This is a genomic window from Clostridium sp. AF50-3 (genome assembly GCF_003477445.1).
Classification (GTDB): domain Bacteria; phylum Bacillota; class Clostridia; order Lachnospirales; family Lachnospiraceae; genus Otoolea; species Otoolea fessa.
In genome coordinates, this window is the sequence record NZ_QUDH01000009.1 from 25,586 (window position 1) to 44,149 (window position 18,564).

Genomic DNA, 18,564 nt, shown 5'->3' on the forward strand with positions numbered 1-18,564 from the left:
TGCAAGACATTCGTAAGCCGCTCATTTTTCTGCGGAAAAAGGCTGCTTACTCATGTTTTGGACTTTGGAACCTTGGTATTCATCATACTATATAATATAATCACTTGGCAATTTGAATATGAAAAAAAAGCATAAAATCTTTCTAAAAACGGTTGCGGGAACCGAGGGGATCGTATACAATGAATCTTGAGAGGTGGTATAGACCGAAAGGAGGCGCGGTACGGAAACAGCCGTTCTATTTGGAAAATACCAGCTGGAACGTGTGATCGGACGCGGTCGGAGCGGAACTGTTTTTTTAGCCAGGCATCTGGGGCTTGATGAAGAGAGAGCGATTAAGCGTGTCAGGCGGACAGAGAGCGGTTTCATTCAGGAAGCAGCGCTTTTGAAGCGGCTGCGCCATCCGGGAATCCCGATCATCTACGATCTGGAAATTGACGAAAATTATTATTATCTCATCGAGGAATATCTGTGCGGTGAGTCGTTGTATGCCCGAATTGAGAGAACGGGCAGTCTGCAAACGGGAGAGCTTATCCGTCTGGGAATTGAGCTTTGCCGGATCATGAATTATCTGCATTCATTCAAACCAAATCCAATCTTATATTTAGATCTCCACCCCGGGAATCTTCTAATCTGCCGGGAACAATTAAAATTGATTGATTTTGATCAGGCGGCACTGGCGTCTTTGAGCCAGGAACGATCTGTTTGCTATGGAACAAAAGGCTTTGCAGCCCCCGAACAGTACGAGGGAGGGACTCTGGATGAGAGGACCGACATCTATGCCATTGGCGCCCTCCTGTACTATATGGGGACAGGGCATGCCCCAGAGGGGGAGATAAAAGCAGGACAGGGAAGCTGTCGGGGAGATCTGTACATTCTTATGGGGCGATGTCTCAGAATAGAGAAAAAAGAGCGCTGCCAGAGTGTCCGGGAAGTGTTAGAGGCATTGGAAAAACTGGAGGCGCGCATATTTGCAGAACGTCATATACCACTTCTCAGGATTGCCGTAGCAGGCAGCCGGAGCGGAATCGGGGTTACACATACCGCACTTGGCGCGGTCCGATATCTGCGGCAGAAAGGAGTTTCCTGCCTTTACAGGGAGCAGAATGACACGGGGGCAGTCCGCAGGCTGGCATCCTGGTATGGGATGGTGCCGGATGAACATGGAATTTATTACATGGACGGTCTGGCGTTGAAACCCAGATACAGCGATGTGGTGCAGCTGGAACAGCCGGTGTTTGAAGTGATTTTAGATGACTGCGGAACCAGGCTCCAGACGGTTCTGGATGGGGAGTATGATTTGATTCTTTTCGTCTGTGGATTGCAGCCGTGGGAGAAAGAAGATTCTCTGCGGGCGATCCGGTTTCTGGGAGCAGAAGAGGGACTCCAGATTTTATTAAATCACAGAAAATGCGGGCGGGATTATCTTCCGGAGGAGGTCCGGCATCTTAGGTATCTGCGGCTTCCGTTTTTAACCCCGCCGTTCGATGCAGGCGGAAGGCGGGGGGCAGGAAAATGAGGCAGCGGAGGAGACAGAATTTTTTGAAAGGATTTTCCGGGAGGAAGCTCTCAAAAAAGGACGGGGGACCAGGCAGGCAGCAAAAGAAGGGGGACTCTGGCGGAACATCCGGCGAAGGTGGGAGCGCTTTATGGGTGGATTCCCGTGGCAGTGGAAATAGGAGGAAATACAGATTAAAATCGGAAAACGGGGCGAAAGCTCAAAAGTGGGGCGAAAATTCAGGCAAAAACCAGTGCCAGACACAAAGCAGGCCGGGACAGAACGCCTGGAATGTATCGGGATAGCCGGGAGCGGACCATCGGTTGGGGTGACTCATTTTTCACTCATGACGGCAGCATATCTGTCCGGGGTGCTGTGCCGGCGAACGGCGGTTCTGGAACAAAGCGAGAGCGGCTCATTTGCACAGCTTGAAAAGATATTCCGGACGGGAAAAAGAAGGGAAAAACCGGTTATAGACGGGGCAGGACAGCCGTTTGAAATTAGGGGGATTTTTTTCTATCAAAAGGCTGAACGTGCAGAATGGTACGATTGTTCGGAAAGGGGGATGGAGGCGATGGTGATCGACTTCGGAGCCTTGACACAGAAGAATCAGGATGCATTTTTTCGATGCAGCCGCTGTTTTCTGGTCGGTTCGGTCAGCGGATGGCAGCTGGCAGATTTTGCGGCATTGACAGCAGAAAAGCAAAAATGGAAAAAATGGTGTGAGTATTTCGTCTCATTTGGAGAAGAGGAAGCTGTAAAAATGGCAGAGCAATATCTGGATATCCGGATCCGGCAAATCCCACTGCAGAAGAACGCGTTGATGGTTACGGGAGAGTCCATGACTTTTTTTGGAAAATTCCTACGATAAGCGAGGCAGACCAGGGGTTATAAATTACCGATTATCTCCGAAAGGTCAGAAAAGGCAGAATGGTCTGTTTTCGCGGAATGGAGAAGGTGTGGAATGGTAGTAAGAAAAAGTAAAAAAGAAGAAGCGGAGAGGAGGCGTAGGGAACAGCAGAGAATATTTGTCGAGGGATTACAGCGATATAAGAGTAAAGGAATCCAGATTTTAATTGATGGGAGGGAGTGCAGACCAGAAGAGTACAGGAAGCTGTGTGAGTTCCGGGAGGACGGCTCGTTTTATATGGCTGATTACGTCGGAGCGGAGACAGGAGTGCTGACAGAGATACATTTTGACCGGGTTTACAACCGGTGATAAGAGAGGTGCCGTTTTGTCCGTATCTGGACAGTCCGCCGGATTTTTCTTTCGGAGAAAATGGTGAGAACTGTTTAGATGGTGCTATTACAGTTACTGGGTACGTATGCGTAAACAGTAACCTATTACAGGGAAAATGAAAGAGGAGTTAAGAAAAAAGTCAACATTCCATGGAGCTGGTGTGATATAATAAGGGCACTTAGCGAGGTATTTTTGAGCTTAGTGCTTATGGTATTACCTTAACATACACCGGAGGAAAACATGGAAAGAGGAAGATCAAGGAAAGCACGTTCGGGCTGTCTGGGACGGATTTTCGGGTTTGTGCTGTTTTTAATCGTGGCAGCCGTTGGTGTGATTGCAGCGGTCAAATATATGCCAAGCCGGGAGAGGGCGGATTTGGATGCTCTGTACGCGGCGGGCGGCAGCGACCGGGTGGCGCTGTATCTGAACTATGAACGTCAGGAGGAGAGCGGTGTCTACGTGGACGGGCAGACGTATCTGCCGGCTACGTGGGTAGATGCGAACTTAAATGAACGTTTTTACTGGGATGCCAATGAGGAAATACTGGTGTACGCCCTGCCGGAGGAGATCGTGAAAAGCGACGAGACGACAGTGGATGAGGACGGAAAAAAGATCCTTTACCGGGATGGCGATGCAGTTTATCTTTCACTGGCTCTGATTCAGAAATACACCGATGTGCGTCTGCAGGCGTATGATGGTGAGGCACAGAAGCGGGTTTTCGTGGAAAATAACTGGGATCCGGTCACGGTGGCAGATGCGGCGTGGAGCGCCAAGATCCGCTTAAGAGGCGGCTTGAAAAGCCCGATTGTGACTGAGATAAAGCGCGGCGGGACAGTGACGGTGCTGGAACAGTATGACAACTGGGCGAGAGTCATGACACCGGACGGTCATATCGGATATATGCACAAGTGGAAGATGAAAAATCTGCATGAGGAGACGTTAAAGAGTGATTTTACTGCTCCGGTCTACCAGAATATTTCACTGGATCAGAAGATTGTGATGGTCTGGCATCAGGTAACGATCGCGGCGGCAAACCAGGCGATGGATTCTTTGATTGCAAAGACGAAAGGTGTCAATGTCATCGCGCCGACGTGGTTTACGCTTAGCAGCAACAGCGGCGCGTATGAATCTCTGGCAGATAAGTCCTATGTGGATCGGGCGCATGAAAAAGGTCTGCAGGTCTGGGCGGTACTCGACAATTTCAGCCGCGAATGCAGCAAGAACGTGCAGGCGGAGGTGCTTCTTTCCAGGACGTCTGTGCGCGAAAAACTGATTGAAAATATGATGACAGAGGCGGACCGTTATGGATTTGACGGTATCAATCTGGATTTTGAGAGTTTGAAGACGGCGGCGGGTGTCCATTACATTGAGTTTATCCGCGAGCTGTCGGTTTCCTGCCGTAAGAAAGGGCTGGTGCTGTCGGTCGATAACTATGTTCCGGCGGTATATAACCGTTTCTACAACCAGAAAGAGCAGGGCAACGTCGCAGATTATGTGATTATCATGGGTTATGATGAGCACTATGCAGGCGGCGAAGCCGGTTCTGTTTCTTCGATCGGATATGTCGAAAACGGCATCAAAGATATGCTTTCCCTGGTTCCGAAGGAAAGGTAATCAACGCAGTCCCGTTCTACACAAGGCTCTGGACGGGAAGCGGCGACAATGCGTCCTCCCGTGCGATGGGAATCTCCGAGGCGACAAAATGGGTGTCGGAGAGCGGCATGGATCTGACCTGGGATGATTCGGCTGGTCAGTATTACGGCAGGCTGGACAGCCAGAACGGCGAACAGCAGCTCTGGATGGAGGAGACAAAGTCCCTGGGACTCAAGATGGATTTAATCAAGAAATACGACCTGGCAGGCGTAGCCGGATGGCGGCTGGGGCTGGAAACCAGCGACGTCTGGGATGTGATTAGCTGGGAGTAGAGGCAATTTAATTACGATTCAAAGATTCAAAGTAGGGCGGAAGTCTCATGCGGGAGCGTGGGGCTTCTGCTTTTTTATGTAATAGGAAATTCCTTGGAATCCCCTATTACACAAAAAGGCACTAACGTGCCAATGATGCGCACTCGCGCGAAGATGTAGTTTGTCGCAAGCGACCGCGCTCGGCGCGAGAATGTGCCAAGGCACATTCTTCTTTATAAAAAAGAGCGTCTTGGACAAAAAACCTCCGGGCGGAAAGATTGATTCATCCGCCTGGAGGTTATTAAAACATCAAAAATATTGTTTTGTCTGGGAGAAATGTGATTATTCTGCCTCTTTTGCCTGATCGATCAGGTTGGTGTAGAAAGCAAGGAAACTGTCATCACCTTCAGCGATCATAGCTTCCGGATGGAACTGTAAGCCCATCACGTAGTCTTTATCTTCTCTGACGATTGCTTCGATGATTCCATCTGGAGCAGTAGCAACGACTTTCAGGTTGTCACCTAACTGATCGACTGCCTGATGATGCCAGGAGTTTACAGTGTAGGTGCCTTCTCCGCCAAATGCGGCAGCAACGATGTTATCTTTGTCTACGGTAATCTCATGTTTTGCGAATACCTTACGGTCCGGATCGCGATGTTCGATATCGGACGGATTCTGAGTCGGAAGATCCTGATATAAGGTACCGCCGCTTAATACGTTTAAGAACTGCATGCCACGGCAGGTGCAGAGCATCGGGATATCCTCATCGAGAGCTGCCTTGATTAAAAGAGAATCAGAAGTATCTCTAACTTCGTTTACAGTCTCTAATTTTTCGTTTGGCTCTTCGCCGTAGTAGCTCGGATCAATATCTTCGCCGCCGGTCATAACCAGAGCATCGATTTCTGCCAGAGCATTTTTCGCGTCATCCTCGGTTTTGATCTGAGAAAGATAAATTGCTTCGCCGCCAGCTTTGGTAACGGCATCTATATATAACTGTGCATCTTCGTCGATTTCGTCTGCATTCCATGAAACGCCGACTTTGACTTTCTCTTCTTCGTCATTCGCCGCTTCTTCGGCAGTCTCTGCTTCGACTTCTGTCTCGGTTACTTCGGCTTCAGCCGCTGTTGTATCGGCTGCCGGTTCAGACTTTGTTCCACAAGCTGTTAAAGAAAAAGCCAGGGATAAAGAAAGAAGCACTGCACTGGTCATCATTTTAATTTTTCTCATTCGAATTTCCTCCCTAATACAAATTGTCCTCCCAAACATGGCTGGATTCTAACATAAAACAGTCAGAAAAATACAAAAAGATACATAAAATTACAAAATAAAATAAAATAACTTTTAATGCTACCTAAAAGATATAATATAATTTTGTAGATATACGAAAAATGAGCGAAAATAAGGAGGCGTAAATGGAAGCGAAGAATTGAGTAGGGAGGAGTACGGGGAAAAGCCCTGATAACAGAAAGTTATACCTTCATTCTCTTTCTTAATTGGATTTTCCCCGCAGGCAGGCGTTACAATAAGGACGGAAAAAACAGACGGGCAGCCGGGTCAAGGCTGCGGGGCTGATAGAGATGGCGGAGTGCAGGAAAGACTCCGAGAGAATATGACAAACCAAATGGAGGAAATCAAAACATGGGGAAATCACTTACCAGAAAGATTATTGAGTCACATTTCGTATCGGGCGATATGACGCCGGGCAAAGAAATTTTTATCAAGGTGGATCAGACATTGACACACGATATCAATGCCGTTATGACTTATCTGGCATTCGAGGCGATCGGGCTGGACCGTGTCCGCACGGAGTGCAGCGTCAGCTACCTCGATCACAATTTATTATATGTAGATAATAAGACGCCGGACGACCACATTTATTTGCAGTCCGCAGCAAAGAAATTCGGCGTGTATGTGTCCAGACCGGGCAACGGCATCTGCCATACCGTTCATGTATCCCGTTTTGGTGTGCCAGGCAAGGTATCGATGGGCGGAGACAGTCACACACCGCATGGCGGCGCGATCGGTATGCTGTGTATCGGTGTCGGTGGCATGGATGTAGCAACGGCGATGACGGGTGTTCCGATGCGTCTGACGATGCCGAGAGTCGTCCGTGTCAACCTGACCGGTAAATTAAGACCGGGCTGCAACTCGAAGGAAGTTATCCTGGAAATGCTTCGCCGCGTGACCATCAAGGGCGGTCTGGGAAATGTATATGAGTACGTGGGACCGGCAGTTGCCGAGATGGAGATTCCGGCACGTGCGACTATCGCAAACATGGGTGCGGAAATGGGCGCGACCACTTCCATTTTCCCGGCAGATGCACAGGTAAAGAGATTTCTGGCTGCACAGGGACGTCCGGAAGCATACACAGAGCTTCTTCCGGATGAGGACGCCGAGTACGACGAGACGATCGATATCAATTTAAGCGAGTTAGAGCCGTTGATCGCATGTCCGCACCAGCCGGACAATGTTATGCCGCTGCATCAGGCGGAAAAGAAGAGAGTACAGCAGGTATTTATCGGAAGCTGTACCAATGCAAGCTATGCCGATATTGCAAAAGCAGCACTTGTATTTAAGGGACATCATGTGAATGAGGATGTAAGCTGTACCTGTGCGGTTTCTTCCAAGCAGGTGTACCGTCAGCTGATGCGCGATGGATATGTGGAGATGCTTCTGGATGCAGGTGTCCGTCTTTTGGAGATTGCCTGTGGTCCGTGCTGCGCAATCGGTCAGACTCCGGCGACCGACGGTGTGGCAGTCCGCACCTCCAACCGTAATTTCAAGGGACGTGCCGGGAATCCGACTGCCAAGATCTATCTGGTAAGCCCGGAGAGTGCTGCAGCGACAGCGATTATGGGGACCTTCGCAACGGCAGAAGATATTATGGGTGAAAATGTGAAGATCCTGGATTCAATTCACGAGCCGGATCAGTACGATATTGATGATTCGATGATTCTTCCGCCGCTGTCTCCGGAGGAAGCTGCGAAGGTGGAGATTGTCCGCGGACCGAACATCAAGTTTCTTCCGGTTCCGGAGCCGCCGCAGAAGACACTGGATGCTCCTATCAGCTTAAAAGCCCGTGATAATGTATCCACCGATGATATTACACCGGCAAGTGCTGAGTTCAGCAGTATGCGTTCCAATATTCCGTTGATGTCCCAGTATTGCTATCATCGATATGATCCGGAATTTGCAGCTCGCGCAAAAGAAATGGGACAGAGCGTTATCATCGGCGGTGAAAACTATGGACAGGGTTCCTCCCGTGAGCATGCGGCTATTAATCCCATGTATCTGGGTGTAAAAGCGGTCATTGCCAAGAGTATTGCCCGTATCCATAAGGGAAACCTGGTAAATCATGGCGTAATTCCAATGTTGTTTGAGGATGGAGCTGATTATGACCGCCTGGAGCAGACAGATGAACTTCATATCGATAACCTGCGGGAGCAGATTGCAGCACGCCGTGTACAGATTACCGATAAGACAAAAGGATTCTCCTTCTGGGCTAAATTAGAATTGACGGATAAAGAAATCGAAGTTGTCTTAAATGGCGGACAGCTGAGAACACTGAAAAAACAGCTGGAAGCAGAGAAAGAAGCGTAGTCATTTATTAATTATGCCTCCATTATATTTTTATATACAATAACTACTTATTCACCAACCTATTTATTTTAGAAAAAGGCGCCTGTGCAAATGTGCAGGCGCTTTTTCGCGCGACTTGACGGAAGAAAGACATTTGTAGTAATCTTGTGGTAGAATAAGAGTGAAGATTGTGAAAGAAATTGAGAAAAAGACATTGTTTGGAGCGCTTTTTGGATATGCGGATTCAACAAGGATAACACAGGAAGAAACAGCGTATCCAAAAGCGGCAGAAGAGAAAGAAAAATAACGACAGAATCAATTTAAGTGATAAAATGGGGGATGTTCCGTGAGAGATACAGACTGGCAGATCTTACAGGCACTTTATAAAAATCCAAATATGACGAGGTTGCCAATTCGTTTTACATGACGCAGCCGTCTTTGACCAAGCGGCTCAAGCAGATGGAGGAGGAATTTGGCGTGACGATCGTCAACCGGACGCCGAAGGGGCTTTCGTTTACACCGGAGGGACGCTACCTTGCCGATCAGGCGGAGCGGTATCTGGTGTTTATGAAGGAGACGACGGAGACGCTGGCGGCAATGCAGAAGAGCACGGAGGAGACGATCGTGATCGGTTCTTCCTATACATACAGTAAATACATGCTTTCGGAACTTTTATTCCAGTATCGGAAAGAACATCCGAGTGTGCAGTTTGAGGTTGTGACGGATCAGAGCGATGCGCTGTTTCGCAAGCTGCTTGACGGGACGGTGGATGTCGGATTTATCCGCGGCGATTATGAGGGGGCGCTGGAGCGCATCCGGGTCGGTAAAAGCGCTGCCTGTCTGGTGACGAAGGAACCGGTTAAGATGGAAGATTTGCCGGGGTTAGATCGAATCGAGTATAAGACAAATGATCGGACAAGAGAGATTCTGGAGCGCTGGTGGAATGAAAATTTCAGCACCCCGGTTGGGAATGGTATGCCAGTTGGTTATATTGATGTGGCATGGCAGATGATAGAACGAGGGTTTGGTTATACACTTTGTTTTCTTCCAGAACATTTTGCCAATGAACACAACCTGTGTCTGACCCCGCTTTTCTGGAAAGATGGGACGCCGGTGGAACGGAATACCTGGTTTTTCTATCCGAAGAGTAAGCGGCTGTCCCCGGCGCTTTCGCAGTTTGTGGAGTATGTGGCGGAAGGTGCGAAAACTGGGAAAAATAGAAAATAAAATTCATCCTGAGTTATTCACGAAGCAATCTCTAACCTAAAAATTGCACCATAAATCGAAAAAATGATCCGTTCAATAATTTTACCACAAATGGGTGCTTTTTTCATTCATTTAACAAGTACAAAGCAATATGCAATTAAAATGTTGAGATAAAGGAGAACTGGAAGAAATGCGGGAACTAGACTGGCTGATTCTTAGAAAATTATATGAAAAACGCAGCATCAGCAAGGCGGCGGAGGATTTGTACGTGACGCAGTCCGCCCTGACGAAGCGCGTCAAGACGATCGAACAGGAATGGGGCGTGGAGGTTGTGAAACGGAGCAACCAGGGCGTGACCTTCACGGAGGATGGGCGCTACCTTGTCAAAAAAGCGGGGATCATGCTGGATTTCCTCGGTGAGATCCGTGAACATTTCTCTGAGCGCCACGGCGTCAAGGAGCTGGTGCGCGTCGGTGTCCCGAACTCCTTTGCAAGACTCCATATGCCGAAACTGCTGAAAGGTTATGTGGACGCGTACAACCGCCTTCAGTTTAAGACATTTCCAAACTCCAGCGATATGCTGATCCGCCAGATTACCGACGGAACGATCGATATCGCGATCGTCTGCGGCGATTACCCATTTCTCGGGGAGAAAATCTGCCTGTTTGAGGAAGAACTTTACATCATGGCACCGATGGGGACGGCACTGGAGGATGTCGAGCACCTGCCGATCATCGAATCGTATTTAAATCCGATGGTAAAATTGCTGCTCAACCAGTGGTGGAAGGATCACTTTGGAGAATCCCTCCATGCCGCTCATTTCGTTCCATATTCGGATATCGCGATCGAGATGGTAGAAAATGGACTTGGCATCTGCTTCCTCTTCGGCTCCGACTGGGCGTTTGACCGCAGCCGTTTCCAGCTCATCCCGATCTACAATAAAGAACAGGAACCTGTCTCCCGCCGCGTCTGGATGATGCTTTCCGATTCCTGCTATCGGAACCAGGATATCATGGATTTTATATCCTTTACAGAAGAGTATTATCACATCAATAAGATAGAACGGAAATAAATATGATAACAAGCGCAGACCCAAGAGCGCAAGCATTTTCTGGAAGAATATCCCTGGGACTGCGCCGTCCCTCTCGCGATCTCATCCATCACCCGCACCATTCCATTCTGGAATACCCCTACATTCAAATCCTGAATTTCCATTTGTCAATTCTCCATGTTACAATTTTATCAAACCAAGAAATAAAGAATCCGCATATTCGAGGGAACGCGGATTCTTTGGGTAAAAATAAAATGCATTAAAAGGGTCAGGAGGAAACAAACATGAGTTACGCATACGTAGGATGCCGTACCACCCGCGAGAGAAATGCACGCGGCAAGGGTTTAAAGGTTTACGAAATTTCGGAGGCAACCGGCGAATGGAAAGAGATTCAGTGCTTAGAGACGCTGCCGAATCCGTCCTATCAGGCGATGGATCTGGAGGAGAAATATCTCTACTCCGTACACGGCGATAATACGCAGGTCAGCAGCTATAAGATCGAGGCAGACGGAACCTTATCTGCCTTAAACACCATCGAGATCGGCGGCAAGAATCCGGTCTTCATCACACCGGACCGCACCAACCAGTACATGGTAGTGGCAGCTCTGCAGGGCGGCGCTGTCTATGTCATCCGCCGCAATGCGGACGGAAGTCTGGGAGAGATTGTCCACACTGCGCACATGGCAGGGAAGAAAGAAGGCGCTATCTCCTTTGCACACCAGTGTATTTGGGATCAGAAGAAAGAATACCTTTTTGTTGTATGCCAGGCGAGACTGCAGGGCTACGGCCAGATCGTCGTATTCCATTTCAATCCGGTGGACGGCAGCCTGACACAGACTGACTGCTACCGCGGACGCGAGTACGATGAGCCGCGTCACGTATCGATTCACCCGAACAACCGCTTTGTTTACTTAATCAATGAAAAAGGAAATTCGATGACCTACCTTTCATTTGATGAAAAAAACGGTAAATTAAAGGCGCTGCAGGTACTTCCGACTCTGCCAGATACCTATACGGGCGAGGGACAGGCGAGTGCATCCTTGCTCAGCAAAAATGGCGAGATTCTCATCGGTTCCAACCGCATCCATGAGTCTATCGTGCTCTACCGCATCGACCAGAACACTGGATATATGAAGGAATTGGGCTATTACCCGACTCTGGGTCTGACACCACGTTTTATCTCCTTCAACCGCGATTACAGCCTGTTTTATGCGGCAAATGAGGACAGCGATACCATCGTAGAGATGCGTCTCTGCGAGGAAACAGGCCGCATGGAATACACGGGACGGATCATCCACACCGAGAGTCCGGTCTGCATTACATTTCGATAGGAGGTTGCTATGAACTTAGGTCTTATTTCTTTAATCTGCCTTCTGGCAGCCATTGTGATTGGATTTGTGAAAAACTGTAACGTCGGTATTCTCTGTACCGGTATCGCTGCCGTGCTGGCGCTGGTATTCGGCATCAAGGCGTCCGATATCATCAAGGGATTCAGTGCATCCCTGTGCATCCAGATGGTCGGTATTACTTATCTGTTTGCGATTATTAACGGAAACGGAACCCTGGAACTTTTAGCACGCAAGATGGTAGCGCTGGTTGGCAAACAGAAACGTCTGATTCCGTTTGTTATCTATATTTTAGGATTTATCATCAGTGCCGTAGGACCGGGCGCAATCCCGAGCCTGGCAATCATCCCGGTTATCGCAATCCCGGTTGCGGCATCCGCAGGCATCAACCCGATTATGACGGCGATCATCGGTGACCTGGGCGTTATGTCCGGACGTATGAGTCCGCTGACCCCGGAGGCAGCCGTTGTCCGTGAACTGATGGCAGCACAGGGACTGGAGGCAGACACCGTTCCGATCATGTTCTGCCTGATTCTGACGGCGTTGGCAACCATGGTACTTGTCTACATTTACTATAAAGGCTGGAAAGTGGATGTAAAGGCAGTCGGAAAAGAAGCAGAGCTTCCGAAATTTACCGGAAAACAGCTCCTTTCCCTGGCAGCACTGGCTGGTCTGGCAGTCGGCGTTCTGTTCTTCTCCTGGAATGTCGGTCTGATGGGATTTTTAATGGGGTCGCTGTTAATTATCTTTGGCTGCGGTGATGAGAAGAAAGCAGTTCAGATGGTGCCGTGGAATGTGATTATTATGGTTTTGGGCGTTGGCATTTTAATGAATGTTATCTCCCTGTCCGGCGGTATCGATATCATGGTAGCGGCGCTGGAGCACGTTATGAGCAAACGGACTGCTGCGATGATCATGGGTATTACTTCTGGGTTTATGTCCTTCTTCAGTTCCGGTCTTGGAGTTGTATTCCCGACCCTGATTCCGACAGCAAGCGGACTGGCTTCAACGCTGGGAGCAGATGCCATCGAACTGGTATCGGTGATTGTAATCGGTGGAACGATCGTAGGATTTACTCCGATTTCCACAACCGGCGCGCTCATCATGGCAGGTGTTTCTCAGCAGGAGAATGCGGAAGAACGTTTCCCGCAGAACCGTATGTTTGTAGAGCTGTTTGCCGTTTCCTTCCTGGCACTGGCAGTGGTAGCGGTATTTTCTTTCCTGGGTATTTACCATCTGTTTGTATAGTGGAAAAAAAGCATCATATCGGATAGATGAAAGAGCCGGGCAGAAGCCTGTAAAGATATGGTTTGAGAATAGGAAGAGGAAAATATGACAGCAGAAGAGAGAATGATGTGGGTGGAGCGCTATAGCGCCCTCCCGACCGGAAATGTGGCAGATGCCATGGACGGACTTGGTTTAAAACGCGGCAGTGTGCTGGGACTTCATCCGATCGATCCCTCCCAGAAGCGTGCAGCCGGATTTGCCCGCACGATTTTGCAGAAGCGCCGGAGTACACCGTGGGACGGCGTGAACCTGGCAAAGCACGGAAAAGTGATCGATGACAAAACGGAACCGGGCGACCTGCTGGTGATTTCCATGGGCGGTATCATGGATGTATCGACGGGCGGTGACCTGCTGGCACTCCGGGCACAGCTTCGCGGCGTGCAGGGCGAGCTGACCGACGGCTGCCTGCGCGATACCGATGACATCGCGGCATTTGGTTTTCCGGCATATAGCGCCGGAACTGCACCGAACAAGAGCGCTTACGATATCGAGACAGTCGGCGTGGATGTGCCGGTGACACTCTGCGGCGTCCTGATTTTTCCGGGCGACATGGTCGTGATGGACCGGACCGGCGTAGTTGTGGTTCCGTCCGGAAAGATCGCGGAAGTCTACGAATCTGCCTCCCGGATCGCGAAGCGCGAGGAGCGCGTGGCGGTTCATCTGCGCGAGGGAAAGATGCTGACGGAGTCGCGAAAGCTGGCAGCGGCGGAAGTTGGGCAGTAGGACTCAAAAATCGGCATATGACTTAAAAATAAAATTTGAATGACCCATTTATGAGCACATAAAAGCTCATAAATGGGTCATTTTTTGCATTATGAAAAAAATGAGACAAGAACGAGTCATTCCTGGAAGGTTATCAAAAAAATAAATAAAAATTTTAATTCGACAAAAACCTTGTATTTACAAGGAAAACCTCGAATTTTTTGGAAAATAAAAAAGAAAAATATTAAATAAAATCGAAAAACGTAAAAGTTGGCACGGAACTTGCTGTATATATGAGTATCAAGCAAAAGTATCAAGCAAAAAGAAAAATATATTACATGGAGGGAACACATTATGAAAGTTGGCGTATTGAAAGACATCAAAGTAGGCGAGTACCGTGTCATCGCAACCCCGGCAGAGGTAAGCATGCTGGTAGGTGACGGCAATGAGGTTTACGTTCAGAAGGGCGCGGGCGAAGGTTCTGGATTCTCGGATGAGGCATATGTGAAAGAGGGCGCGAAGCTGGTTGATACAAAGGAAGAAATTTATGCAACCTGCGATTTCGTCGCAAAGGTAAAAGAGTTTGAACCGTGCGAGTACAAACTGCTCCGTGAAAACCAGATCGTATTTACCTGCATCCATCCAGCAGCACATCCGGAAGAGGTACAGGCACTTCTCGACAGCAAGTGTATTGCATTTACCGCAGAAGATTCCCACCGTTACGGTTCACCGAACTGTGAGGCAGCTGGTAAGGCGGGTGCACTCTTTGGCTTGGAATCCCTGCTTTCCATCAACGGCGGCAAGGGCAAATTCGTCAACGGTCTCGGCGGTGCTCCGGGCGTTAAGGCGCTGGTCATTGGAGGCGGCGTGGTAGGACGCGCAGCAATCTCTGTTCTTCATGCGCTGGGCGCGTGGGTAACGGTTATGGATATTAATATCGGAACCCTGCGTGATATCGGAAAACAGTTCAATGAGGAAGTCAACACCCAGATTTCCAACCGTTATAATCTGAAAAAGATTTTACCAGAGATAGATGTCGTATATAATTGTGTTAGATGGCCGAAGGATGCCAAAGAATACATGATCGACCGCGAGATGGTCCGCTCGATGGAGAAAGGTTCCGTTATCGTAGATATTAGCAACGATTATGGTGCAATCGAGACATTCCATGAGACCACCCATGAAAATCCGCGCTACATCGAAGAAGGTGTCGTACATTATTGCGTAAGCAACATTCCGGGCGCAATTTCCCAGTCTACCTCGATCGCATACGCAGCATCCGTACTGCCGCACTTCAGAAGCATCATCAACAATGGTGTGGCGCAGGCGTGTGCAAAGGATGGTTTCCTGCGCCGCAGCTTAACTGCCTACAAGGGATACTTAACCCATGAGGAGACAAGTGCTATCCAGGGCAGACCGTGGGTTCGTCCGGAAGACATCTTAGAGATCGCAGATCAGAAACTGGATCTGGCTCCGTCGGCAACCAAGAGCCATTCGGATAACTTTATCAAATTAGAGAAGTGATTTTTCAGATAAAGGATACCGGCAGAACGCTTTTCGTGAAACGTATGGGGATACGGATGAAAAGCGCTCTGCCATTTGAGGGGAGAATAGAAGCGCTTCCGGATGGGAAATAGCTGGAGGCGCATTTGATACAGAAGAATAGGAGGGGTATCTGTGAGTGTTACAGACATTTTAGTGGACTTTGCGATCGCATCGTTTTTTATCGCGGTTGGTCAGCTTTTACGTGCAAAAGTGCCGTTGGTACAGAAATTTTTCATTCCGCCAAGCATGATTGCCGGATTTATCGCGCTGGCACTCGGGGCGCAGGGACTGGGAATCCTGCTGTTTTCTGAAAATATTGGTTCTTATGCAAGTGTTCTGATTATCCTGATTTTCGCAGGTGTCGGAATTAATGGATTTTCTTTCAATAAGAAAGATTTTAAAGCGGAAATTGACCGGATTGGTTCTTATTTTTCCTATAAAGTGCTGGCACAGGCGATTCAGTTCTCACTGGCACCGTTGTTTAGTATTTTAGTAATTTCGAAATTATTCCCGAACATTAACTATGGCTTCGGTCTGCTGCTGGCAGCTGGTTTCTCCGGCGGACACGGAACGGCAGCGGCTGTTGGTACCGCGTTTGAGAGACTGGGTGATCTGGATGCAATGGATATCGCGATGACCTGTGCAACTGTTGGTATTTTATCGGGTATCTTTGGCGGTCTGTTCTTCATCAAGCTGGGAACGAAAAAGGGCTGGACCAAATATATGAAAGGCTTCAATCAGATCTCCGATGATCTGCGCTGTGGTCTGGTGCCCAAAAATGAGCGCAAGTCGATGGGCGAGGAAACTATTTCATCCAACGTCCTGGATCCGCTGGCATGGCATCTGGCAGTGATGCTGATCGCATCCGGTATCGGTGTGGGACTCAGCAAGGGAATCTATGCAGCGATCGGTCTGGATCTGCCGAATTACCTGATGGCATTTTTGACCGCGATCGTGATGTTCCTCGTTTTCCGAAAAGTCGGCGTCGGTGATTATATTGATGAAAATGTAGTGGGACGTATCTCCGGTACTGCGACGGATTATCTGGTGTTTTTCGGAATCGCTTCCATCAAACTGGCAGTTATCGTTAAATATGCAGCTCCGCTGGCACTTCTTCTGCTCTGCGGTATTGTAATCGTAGTGGCAACCCTGATGTTCTTTGGTCCGGCGATGAACCGCGGCAGCTGGTTTGAGCGCGCGATCTTCGTATTTGGCTATTCAACGGGCGTTTTTGCGATCGGCTTCATCCTTCTTCGAATCGTTGATCCGGAAAACCGCTCCAAGACGCTGAACGATACTGCATTTGCAGCGCCGTTTACAACTCCGGCAGAGATGTTTGCGTGGTCGATGGGACCGATGATGCTCTTAAATGGCAGCCATTGGAAGTTTATCGGCATCTATTTGGTAATCATGGCAGCATGCATCATCGCAAATATCGTATTTAAATGGTGGTGGCTGAAACTTCCGCTGGATCGCCCAGGTGTGGAGGAGATCGGATAAACTTGTCTTTGCCTGTTTCCTCTGATACACTTGGAACAGGTGTAAACATAACACCGTTGTCAGGCCGGATGAACGCAGATTCAAGTCGAACGTCCGTGAGACTTGGCGCGTGATTCCGGTCAGCGGTGTTTCAGACAGGGGAGAAATGCATGGAGTTTTTAAGACAGTTATTTCATGGAAAAGGATATATTGACGGAATCACGATCATCAACCTGGATGGCGAGATTCTGTTTTCAGCAAAGTTAAATAGTAAATTTTCAAACCGGAAAGAGAGAGAAGCTTACCAGGCGCTGGTGGGACAAAATTTTTTCGATGTATTTGAAAACCTGAACGCTAAGAACAGCAGCATGATCCGGGCGATGGAGGTCGGACTGCCGGTTTACGTGGAAAATCAACTGCTTCAGACCAAGGGGCAGGAGGGCATCCATATCAGCTCTCTTTCGATTCCGATCAAGAGCGGGCGCGCCGTGGTGGGCGCGATCGATCTGTCGATGGAGGAGATGACAGACGGCGAGGAAGAGCCGGAGAGTGTGGAACTGACTTCGGAACAGATCCCGGTCGGCGGCGCTGGAAAGCTGAAAAAACACAGCGGCGCATCTTTTACGATGGAAGATATCATCGCAGTGGATGAAAAAATGAAAAATGCCAGAGACTATATACCGGTGGTGGCGGCGTGCGATCTGCCGGTTATGATCTATGGGGAAACGGGAACCGGAAAAGAGGTGTTTGCACAGTCGATCCACAATGCCAGTGAACGGAGGGATAAACCGTTTATCGCGCAGAACTGTGCGGCGTTGCCGGATACCTTGCTCGAAAGTATCTTATTTGGAACGTCCAAGGGCGCGTTTACCGGGGCAATGGAAAATAAGGGACTCTTTGAGCTGGCGGACGGCGGAACACTGTTTCTCGACGAGATCAATTCGATGCCTCTGTTTTTGCAGTCAAAGCTTCTGCGGGTTCTGCAGGACGGCAGTTTCCGCAGCCTGGGCGGCAGTGAGACGAAACGCACGAATGTGAAGATCATTGCGGCGACCAATGTGGAACCGCTTGAGGCGATCGAGAAAGGACAGCTTCGGCGCGATATTTATTATCGTCTGAGCATGATGTCGATCCGGATTCCGCCGCTGCGGGAACGGAAGGCGGATATTGGACATTTTGTCAAGTTTTATGTAAACAAACACAATGGCACGTTCCACAAGCAGGTTCAGTATGTGTCAAAGGATCTGCTAAAAAAACTGGAAGAATATGACTGGCCGGGCAATGTCCGGGAGCTGGAACACGTGATCGTTTACGGCATGAGCATGGTGGACGAGACGAGCGCCCTGCTCCAGTATAAAGACATCAAGGGAAAGCTTCTGCTGGAGAAGCAGGCGGACAGGAAAAAGGCGCCGGAAAGCCTGGAAGAAGTTCCAAAACTCTGCTCGTCGCTTCGTGAGGCGGTGGCTGCCTATGAGGAAAAACTGATTTGGCAGGCGTTGGAGGCGGCGCACGGAAATATATCTGAGGCAGCGCGGATTCTGGATGTGCCGAGGCAGACGCTGCAGAGAAAGGCGAGCCAGCTGCGGGGCGAAAAGGCGAAGGAAAAACAGGAAAAAGAAATCTGAGCGATGGAGGATAGATACGGAAAATTGAGGACGATGCGGGAAGCAGAACCAGCAGAATCAGCCCGGAAAGGATGGAACGCTCAGACAGAATAACAGGAGGAAATG

Annotated in this window: 15 protein-coding genes and 1 pseudogene; 15 read left to right on the top strand and 1 reads right to left on the bottom strand. The window is 49.1% G+C overall.

Annotation, left to right across the window (positions count from 1 at the left end):
- The first annotated feature begins 253 nt into the window (after positions 1-253).
- The 5 genes from DW085_RS11015 (at position 254) to DW085_RS20185 (ending at position 4,660) form a co-directional block, all read left to right on the top strand.
- Positions 254-1,516 carry a serine/threonine-protein kinase gene (locus DW085_RS11015; RefSeq protein ID WP_118492766.1) on the top strand — a complete coding sequence of 421 codons (1,263 nt, stop codon included), beginning with the start codon at positions 254-256 and terminating at the stop codon, positions 1,514-1,516.
- A 232-nt stretch (positions 1,517-1,748) separates the two neighbouring features.
- Positions 1,749-2,366: a hypothetical protein gene (locus DW085_RS11025; RefSeq protein WP_147353951.1), complete on the top strand. Its 618-nt coding sequence runs from the start codon at positions 1,749-1,751 to the stop codon at positions 2,364-2,366.
- Between the two features lie 93 nt (positions 2,367-2,459).
- Positions 2,460-2,714 (top strand): hypothetical protein, encoded by a 255-nt coding sequence (locus DW085_RS11030; RefSeq protein ID WP_022358865.1) that lies wholly within the window; start codon positions 2,460-2,462, stop codon positions 2,712-2,714.
- A gap of 261 nt (positions 2,715-2,975) precedes the next feature.
- A complete protein-coding gene (locus DW085_RS11035) occupies positions 2,976-4,349 on the top strand; it encodes a glycosyl hydrolase family 18 protein (protein WP_284525735.1) in 1,374 nt (457 codons plus the stop codon).
- The gene (locus DW085_RS20185; protein WP_284525738.1) at positions 4,349-4,660 is read left to right on the top strand and encodes a hypothetical protein; all 312 of its coding nucleotides are present in this window, start codon (positions 4,349-4,351) and stop codon (positions 4,658-4,660) included. Before DW085_RS11035 ends, DW085_RS20185 begins: the two co-directional genes overlap by 1 nt.
- 321 nt (positions 4,661-4,981) lie before the next feature.
- Here the strand turns inward: DW085_RS20185 and DW085_RS11040 are convergent, their stop codons facing one another.
- Positions 4,982-5,866, bottom strand: coding sequence for a gamma-glutamyl-gamma-aminobutyrate hydrolase family protein (locus DW085_RS11040; RefSeq protein WP_182430872.1), 885 nt, complete (start codon positions 5,864-5,866; stop codon positions 4,982-4,984).
- A gap of 411 nt (positions 5,867-6,277) precedes the next feature.
- Between DW085_RS11040 and DW085_RS11045 the strand changes: the two genes are divergently transcribed.
- The 10 genes and pseudogenes from DW085_RS11045 (at position 6,278) to DW085_RS11085 (ending at position 18,459) form a co-directional block, all read left to right on the top strand.
- On the top strand, positions 6,278-8,239 hold the full coding sequence (locus DW085_RS11045) for an aconitate hydratase (protein ID WP_118492774.1): 1,962 nt from the start codon (positions 6,278-6,280) through the stop codon (positions 8,237-8,239).
- A gap of 396 nt (positions 8,240-8,635) precedes the next feature.
- Positions 8,636-8,737 (top strand): annotated as a pseudogene (locus DW085_RS20190) (LysR family transcriptional regulator); the annotation flags it as partial.
- Positions 8,738-8,815: 78 nt separating this feature from the next.
- Positions 8,816-9,445, top strand: a complete 630-nt coding sequence (locus DW085_RS11050; protein ID WP_284525739.1) for a LysR family transcriptional regulator substrate-binding protein — start codon at positions 8,816-8,818, stop codon at positions 9,443-9,445.
- A 169-nt stretch (positions 9,446-9,614) separates the two neighbouring features.
- Positions 9,615-10,496, top strand: a complete 882-nt coding sequence (locus DW085_RS11055) for a LysR family transcriptional regulator (RefSeq protein ID WP_117796735.1) — start codon at positions 9,615-9,617, stop codon at positions 10,494-10,496.
- Positions 10,497-10,759: 263 nt separating this feature from the next.
- The gene (locus DW085_RS11060; protein WP_117796734.1) at positions 10,760-11,806 is read left to right on the top strand and encodes a beta-propeller fold lactonase family protein; all 1,047 of its coding nucleotides are present in this window, start codon (positions 10,760-10,762) and stop codon (positions 11,804-11,806) included.
- 9 nt (positions 11,807-11,815) lie between these two features.
- Entirely contained in the window at positions 11,816-13,069 is a 1,254-nt protein-coding gene (locus DW085_RS11065; protein WP_118469331.1) for an SLC13 family permease, read from the top strand.
- Positions 13,070-13,153: 84 nt separating this feature from the next.
- Positions 13,154-13,831 carry an RraA family protein gene (locus DW085_RS11070; RefSeq protein WP_118492776.1) on the top strand — a complete coding sequence of 226 codons (678 nt, stop codon included), beginning with the start codon at positions 13,154-13,156 and terminating at the stop codon, positions 13,829-13,831.
- A gap of 333 nt (positions 13,832-14,164) precedes the next feature.
- The gene (locus tag DW085_RS11075) at positions 14,165-15,334 is read left to right on the top strand and encodes an alanine dehydrogenase (protein WP_118472522.1); all 1,170 of its coding nucleotides are present in this window, start codon (positions 14,165-14,167) and stop codon (positions 15,332-15,334) included.
- Positions 15,335-15,487: 153 nt separating this feature from the next.
- Positions 15,488-16,855 (top strand): sodium/glutamate symporter, encoded by a 1,368-nt coding sequence (locus tag DW085_RS11080; protein WP_118492778.1) that lies wholly within the window; start codon positions 15,488-15,490, stop codon positions 16,853-16,855.
- Positions 16,856-17,004: 149 nt separating this feature from the next.
- The gene (locus DW085_RS11085; RefSeq protein WP_107001825.1) at positions 17,005-18,459 is read left to right on the top strand and encodes a sigma 54-interacting transcriptional regulator; all 1,455 of its coding nucleotides are present in this window, start codon (positions 17,005-17,007) and stop codon (positions 18,457-18,459) included.
- Positions 18,460-18,564: the final 105 nt, after the last annotated feature.